A 6,910-nucleotide genomic window follows, 5' to 3' on the forward strand; every position below is an offset into this window, starting at 1 on the left:
TTAATAAAGCTAATATAAGCAATATAAATAAAGAGAATTCTAAGAACTCTTTAGAGAAAAACTCTGTAAAAAGTCTTTCATGTAAAAAACCAAAAAATGTGGAAAAGAAAAATGAAAAAGTGCAATTTAAACGAATTGGCGTAAAAACTAGACTGATAGAAGTGCACAAAATAAGCAAAAACTATATGCAACAGGTGAAAGAGCTGAGCAACAACGATTCAACGTACATAAACGCCTTGCTAAATTTGGAGACTGCCATAAATGAGTATGGGAAAGAATATGACATCGAAGATATTTTGAAACACTTTCTAAAGCAATTTGGCAACAGGTACAAGTACAAAGTGTGGATGATGATGAAAAGAACAGATGGCGTAATAAACGACTATGATCTCATATGGGAGGGCCGATTCAAAGATTGGTACTCGCACAAATATAAGAAAAATTACACGACGAAAAAAGAAAAATATGGCGAAAAAATAAGATTAGCAAGCAAAAATTTTGAATTTCATGCGTCAAGAAATGTGAAAGACGAAGAAGAAGAAAAAAAAGAAAAAGAGAAAGCAAAAAAAGAACGCAAACTGCAACTCAAACGACAACAAGAATATATAGAGAGGTTATTTAGGCGAGAAGAAGAAGAAAGAAGAGAGCGGATCAGAAGGAGAGAAGAAGAAAAGGCAAAGTTAAGAATGGAGGTTAAAGAAGAAATACGATCCTATGTAGGAAATATTGGAAATAGCGATTCTAGTGATGATATTGCAAAGTTATACCCTTTGTACGAAGAGAGTAGGGGAGATAATATTGCCGTACGCCCGCCGAGATCACAAATTAACATTAATTTTGAAGGATTGAAGACTACTAAAGGACTTTCTCTTGCTAGTTTGGGAATTATGCTTCCATATCAAGAGCAAGATCCAGATAAAGATAAAATTTTGATGCAAAATGCAAAAGGAGAGATGATATGAAATTTAGTTTAAAGTATTTAATAACAAGATTTCATTTAAGAATAAATAGCTTTTGTAAAGCCTATATGATCAATGAGGTGAAGTTTAAATAGAAAAACAGACTAGTCAATGATTGCGTGCTCAATACAAGAATAAGTAAAAATAAAGTCATTATTATAAAAATAGTGGAGCTTATTTTATTTGATATAAAAATTTAGAGCCTAATGAAAAATTCTTTTGAACGTATTTAATCCAGTGCTATATTTTTGAAATATGATGAAAACAACATTGGTATTTCTTTATATGTTTTATATTATAAATTATTCATAGGTATTCAGATGTTTATTACCTGATTATTCATTTCGTGCTTTAAATTTATCAATAAATTCTTGAAGCCAATCTTTTTTGTTAACAACTAATTCATCTAATATGAAACCGATGATTTTTGTATTTTGCTTATAAAAAGCATAACTTTCTTGATGTTTAAGCTGAAAACTTAATGATTGTATTGATTCTTTTTTTGATTTATTTATTGTTTTATTTCCTGTATTTTGAATTAAATTAAAAGCATCATGTATACCATTTTCAATTATATAATTTTCCTCTATCAAACCTTCTTCTATAGCATTTGCTATTTTTAAATAAACATATACTTGGCTTCTTGCAAGTCGATAACTCTTTATAAAACTATCAAAACTTTTATATCCATCTAATTTATAATATTTATTATCTTTTATTTCTTTTAAAATCCGAATACTATCTACTTTGTGAAAAATTTCTTTTCTGAAATTAGCTTTTAATCGTTCTTTTAAAGAATTATAATAAAGAATCTTTTCTTCATTTGTCGATACTATTTTTTTATCATCAGGATCTTCTTCATCCAATATAACTCTCTTATTCAACTTAATTTCCATATAATCTCCTTTGTATTCATATATATTTATATAATTGTCCGGAATCCGGATAATTATATAAATATAAAGATATATTTAGTTGTTGCTTATACATATTTTAAAAGATTCAGTAGTGCACACTCATACTCCTTGATATAATCTTTGGTCAAATCAAATTCGTCATTTTTGGCAATTTTTTTATTTAAATCCTCTCTTTCATGAATTAATCCTAAAAAACCTTTTTTGGATTCAACGTATTTTAATAACTGTTTATGAGTGTTATTTTTTTTAAATCTTGTTATAAGAACAAAAATTGGTATTTTGACTTTTAGTTTTTTCATATAAAATTCTAATAAATCTAAGCTTTCTACAGACCATTTTTCTGCTGTCATCGGTACTATTGTATAATTACTAGATAACAAAGCATTTGCTAATGTAAATTCTAAACTAGGATTAGTATCAATTATTACATAATCATATACCGATTTTAAAAAGAGTAAATTATCTTTTAATCTCAATTCTTTAAGGGGTATGGATTCACTAGCAAATTTGTGTAAGCTTAAGTAACTTGGAATTAAGTCTAAATTGTCTTTAAGATTTACAATTGCATCGTTAATATCTAATCTTTCTTTAAGTACTCTATATATATTTTTACTTACAATATTAATCTTTTTATTTGTAAGTTCCTTATAGAAATAACTGGTAGTAGATGCCTGTGTGTCTATATCTATCAATAACACTTTATATTTTTTAGCCAATAAAGTTGCAAATATTAGGCTAGTTGTGCTTTTCCCAACTCCACCTTTAATTGATGCAATTGTTATTACTTTTGGTTTTTTGATATCCATTTTCAAACATCCTCCAATATGATAGTTTTTTTATCATAAAACATATATATTTCTTTCTCTAAATTTAAAAGTTTCTATTAAAAATTTGTAATGTTTCTTATGACTTTTTTTTATTCTGAGTAGATAATCAATCCTTTTAAGATAACAAGAAAAACTGTTCTTGTTGAACTTAAATTTAATATAATATCTTTTTGAAAATATAGAAGCTTGCATTGTCTTATTTTTTTTATAGTTTTTAACTACATTTTTATTTTTTATTGATTTTCTATAACTATAAGATATGTCTAAAAATTTATTATTATCTTTTACAGCAAACAGTCCGAACCATTTTACTTTTTCTTGAGTCAATAGCTCTTTGAAAGAGATGGTAAACCTATGCTTATGACTTTTGTGAACTTCCAATTTGTAAGAATTTGTCATAATTTCTGTATGATATACTTTTTTATCATCCTTCTCTTCGGCTTTAATAAAAAGATTATGAGCTTTTTCTTCTGTTAATTTGATTTTTAATTTTTTTTGCTTAAGTAGTTTTAGTGCATTGCTCATAATTAATCCTTAATCAACAATTTCTTTTGATTTTTTTAATTTTAAATAATTTCTTTATGTTCTATTAACTTTAATAGTTCATAATAATAAAAATTATTAATCACTTTATTATATTCTAATTTTTGTTGTTTGTTTAGATAATCTTTTTAGAATTGGTATGGAAATGTTAAGTTTGACTTTATGCTTTAATTATTCAAATGATATGCTAACTATATTAATTATTAAATAATCATGATAACTTAATGTTTATTATTTATTAGAATTAAATTGTTTTTTTGAATTTCTTATTAGTTAAACTTTTTTTGCTATTCTAAATAATTTATTTATAAAATTTTATAAAAATTAACAGATTTATTTGAAAATTTTGGGTAATGTTAGCAATTTAAATAAATTATATTTTCTATAATGTTTTTTATGTTTTTTAGCAAATAAGAAGATGATGTTTTTGTTGTTTTTGTCTCATATATGACAATTTATATTTATTAGATAGTAACTTATTTGATTATAATTATTAAAATAATATGGTATAATATACTTCATATATTTATAAATATAAAATTAAAAATATAAATTTAAAATATAAGGAAAATATTTATGTCACAAAAAAGAACATTACAAACTATAAAAGAACAATTAAGTGAGGATGAAAAAATTGCTTTAAATTTTTTCGAAGATCTTCTTGTGAGACGTAATGAGGATGAGTTTCGAAATTATTATGGGTTGGACAAAAATATTAGTTTTCCGTATGGAAGATATTCCAAATTTTATTTTGATGAGTTTGTGGTAATTATGGATTCTGAGGGTTTGCTCAAACTAGCTTTATTATTTATTATGTCAACATTAAATGCAAGAGCTGCAGTAAAACATGTTATTGAACATTATAATGGGCCAAATAAAAATATATGGGCAGATAGATTCAAAAAGGAAACTATAGAGTATTTTAGATATTTAATAATTTTTACTCGAGGAGAACCATTTGGTTATACGTCTGAAAGGCTTCGTATGTTCTATGATGAGTTAATACACATAAGCAAAGCACCTAGTTTTGGAAAGATTGCAAAAGGTATAATCGATTCTGTGATTATTAAACAGTTAGATAAAGATAAGAAAGATGCTTTGAATTTTTTTGAGAAAGCTGTACCTAAATCTGTTTATAATCTCGCATATCCTTCAAAACAAGCTTTTTATCCGTTCATTGCATACCTAACTGTTGACAATCTTAAAAGAGTTTTATCAAAAATTGCAACAACGTTACATGCAAAAAAAATTGCAGAACAGGCTCTTTCAAGTTATATTGGGATTAAAAAAGACATGTTTAATAAAATGTTAAAAGATTCGGAAGGACAATATGAAAGGTATTTAGGAAGCATTTTGAATGCTAATTCTTTGGATGATGTGTATTATGATTTGTCAAGAGAAATAGATGTACCTCGATTTAAAAGTATTGCACATTCTATAAGTTATTATATAAGTGAAATAAAGCACCTAAATGATGAGGAAAAAGATGCCTTAGATTTTTTTGAAGGTTCTATAACAGAAATTAATCCAGATGATTCAGATGATTATAAGCTTATAACACATGCAAAAGAAGATTTTTATTTGTTATTAGAACACATAGGTATTGACAATTTACAATTTCAAAAATTCTTATCAGGTATTGTAATAATACTAAATGCAATAAAAGTAGCAGAAAAGACTATAAGAAATTATGACAGTTCAATTAAAGATATGCTTATACAAAAATTGCGAAATGTAAAAGCAGAATATATAAAATATCTGAAAAATATTTGTAATACTTCTTCTTTTGATGAGGTATATAATAATTTATCAGTAAAAATATACGATGCATCTCGATTTGCGAATATTTTAAACTATATCATATATCATAATATGATAAACCAGTTAAGTAATGAAGAGAGAGCCGCTTTGGCTTTTCTTGAAGACAGTGTAACAACTTCTAGTTCAGATGCTACAGGTAATTTTAAGTCTATAATTCATACAAAACAAACTTTTTATCAACTTATATTAGGTACAGCTGATGTTAATAAATTTATACCAGCTTTAAGAGTTGTTGCAGCGACATTAATTGAAAAAAAATTGACAGAAGAAGCTCTTTTAAATTGTCATGGATCAGAAAAAGATGTATTTATGCAAGAATTAAAAGATTCAGAAACAATTTATATAAATTGTTTAAAAACTATTTGTAGTACTTTCTTTGTTGAGGAAATGAATTCTAATTTATTATGTGAAGCAGACTATGCATATCATTTTGAAATTCTTAGAAAAAAGATATTAGCTTATAATGATTTTTATGATAAAATTTTGGAACAATTAAGTAGTGACGAGAAAAAGGCTTTAAATTTTCTTAAAAATGCTATAACAAGTTCTAATTTAGATAATCCAGATGATGATAAGATGACAATACAAGCAAAACAAAACTATAATCGGTTGATACTAAATGCAGGAAATACAGGTGTCATTGATAAACTTAGGGGAATTTTATCATTTATCGTAAAAACATTAGATGTCAAAGAGGCAGTAGAACAAGCTCTTGCAAAATATAATATTGGATGGCCGTCTAGAAAAGATGTAATTGTACAACGGTTGCAAGATAATGAAACAGAATATATTAGACATTTGAAAACTTTTTTTGGTACTTCATTGCCTAATGAATTGTATGATAATTATAATTATGCATTAAAGTCAACACAATGTATGTCAGACTTTGACAATACTTTATATGCTATAAAATTTTATCGTGATATTTATGCTCAAGTTTTAGAAAAATTGGATAGTGATAAAATAGATGCCTCAACTTTTCTTGGAAATGCTATATCAATTCCTGATCCCAGTGATCCAGATGATCTTAGAGTTATAAAAACTGCAACCGAAGCTTTTTATGGGTTTTGTGAGGACTCATTAAGTGTAGGTATTGTTAGACTTGAAAAAGTTTTATCAGGTATTGCAGGAATATTAAATGAAAAAGAGGGAGTAGAACGAATTCTTGCAATGTATAATGGACCGGATAAAGATGTACTTATAAAAAGATTAAAAGACAAGGAAACAGAATATGTGAGACGTTTAAAAACCGCTTGTTATGCTTTTAAGTCTGATGATTTGTATAAGAATTTATTAGGTACATTACAATATGGATTAGAGTTTAAAAGTATTATTGTAGAGGATATAAAATCTTATCATGATATTTATGATCAAGTGTTAGAAAAATTAAATAACGATAAAATGCGTGCTGCCTTAACTTTTCTTGAAACTGCTATATCAATTCCTGATTTAACTAACCCAGGTGATCTTGGTATTATAAATAAGACAAGACAAACTTTTTGTGATTTTTGTAAGTTTTTCCTAGATACAGATAGTATTGTTAGACTTGAAAGAGCGCTATCAGGTATTGTAGAGACATTAAGTAAAAAAGAGGGAGTAGAACGAATTCTTGCAGAGTATGGTGGACCTAACAAAAACATACTTACACAAAGATTAAAAGATATAGAAACAGAATATAGTAAGTATTTAAAAAATATTTGTAGTCATGATTCTATTTATGACATGGAGAATAGCTTATTAAGCAATGCAAATAATGCATCCAGTTTTATTGGTATTGAAACTGAGGTAACATCTTGTAATAGTAAGTATATTAATATTATCAGTAAATTCAGTGAGGAAGGAG

5 protein-coding genes are annotated in these 6,910 nt (G+C 26.2%); 2 read left to right on the forward strand and 3 right to left on the reverse strand.

Features of this window, described 5'->3' with window-relative positions; translation table 11 throughout:
* Window positions 1–962, forward strand: a 962-nt coding sequence (locus U880_RS10495; protein WP_024654600.1) for a plasmid maintenance protein, incomplete at its 5' end; no start/stop codon positions are given.
* Between the two features lie 332 nt (window positions 963–1,294).
* Here the strand turns inward: U880_RS10495 and U880_RS0102250 are convergent.
* The 3 genes from U880_RS0102250 to U880_RS09930 all read right to left on the reverse strand — a co-directional run bounded on the left by U880_RS0102250 (window position 1,295) and on the right by U880_RS09930 (window position 3,228).
* Window positions 1,295–1,855 (reverse strand): chromosome replication/partitioning protein, encoded by a 561-nt coding sequence (locus tag U880_RS0102250; protein ID WP_024654601.1) that lies wholly within the window; start codon window positions 1,853–1,855, stop codon window positions 1,295–1,297.
* Window positions 1,856–1,941: 86 nt separating this feature from the next.
* Complete coding sequence (locus U880_RS0102255; RefSeq protein WP_024654602.1) at window positions 1,942–2,682, reverse strand: ParA family protein; 741 nt, start codon at window positions 2,680–2,682, stop codon at window positions 1,942–1,944.
* Between the two features lie 33 nt (window positions 2,683–2,715).
* On the reverse strand, window positions 2,716–3,228 hold the full coding sequence (locus tag U880_RS09930; protein ID WP_084543166.1) for a DUF226 domain-containing protein: 513 nt from the start codon (window positions 3,226–3,228) through the stop codon (window positions 2,716–2,718).
* 594 nt (window positions 3,229–3,822) lie between these two features.
* Here U880_RS09930 and U880_RS0102265 point away from each other — a divergent pair.
* Window positions 3,823–6,910 (forward strand): BTA121 domain-containing protein surface lipoprotein (locus U880_RS0102265; protein ID WP_024654603.1); only part of this gene is annotated, 3,088 nt, incomplete at its 3' end.

The organism is Borrelia hispanica CRI, assembly GCF_000500065.1.
Classification (GTDB): domain Bacteria; phylum Spirochaetota; class Spirochaetia; order Borreliales; family Borreliaceae; genus Borrelia; species Borrelia hispanica.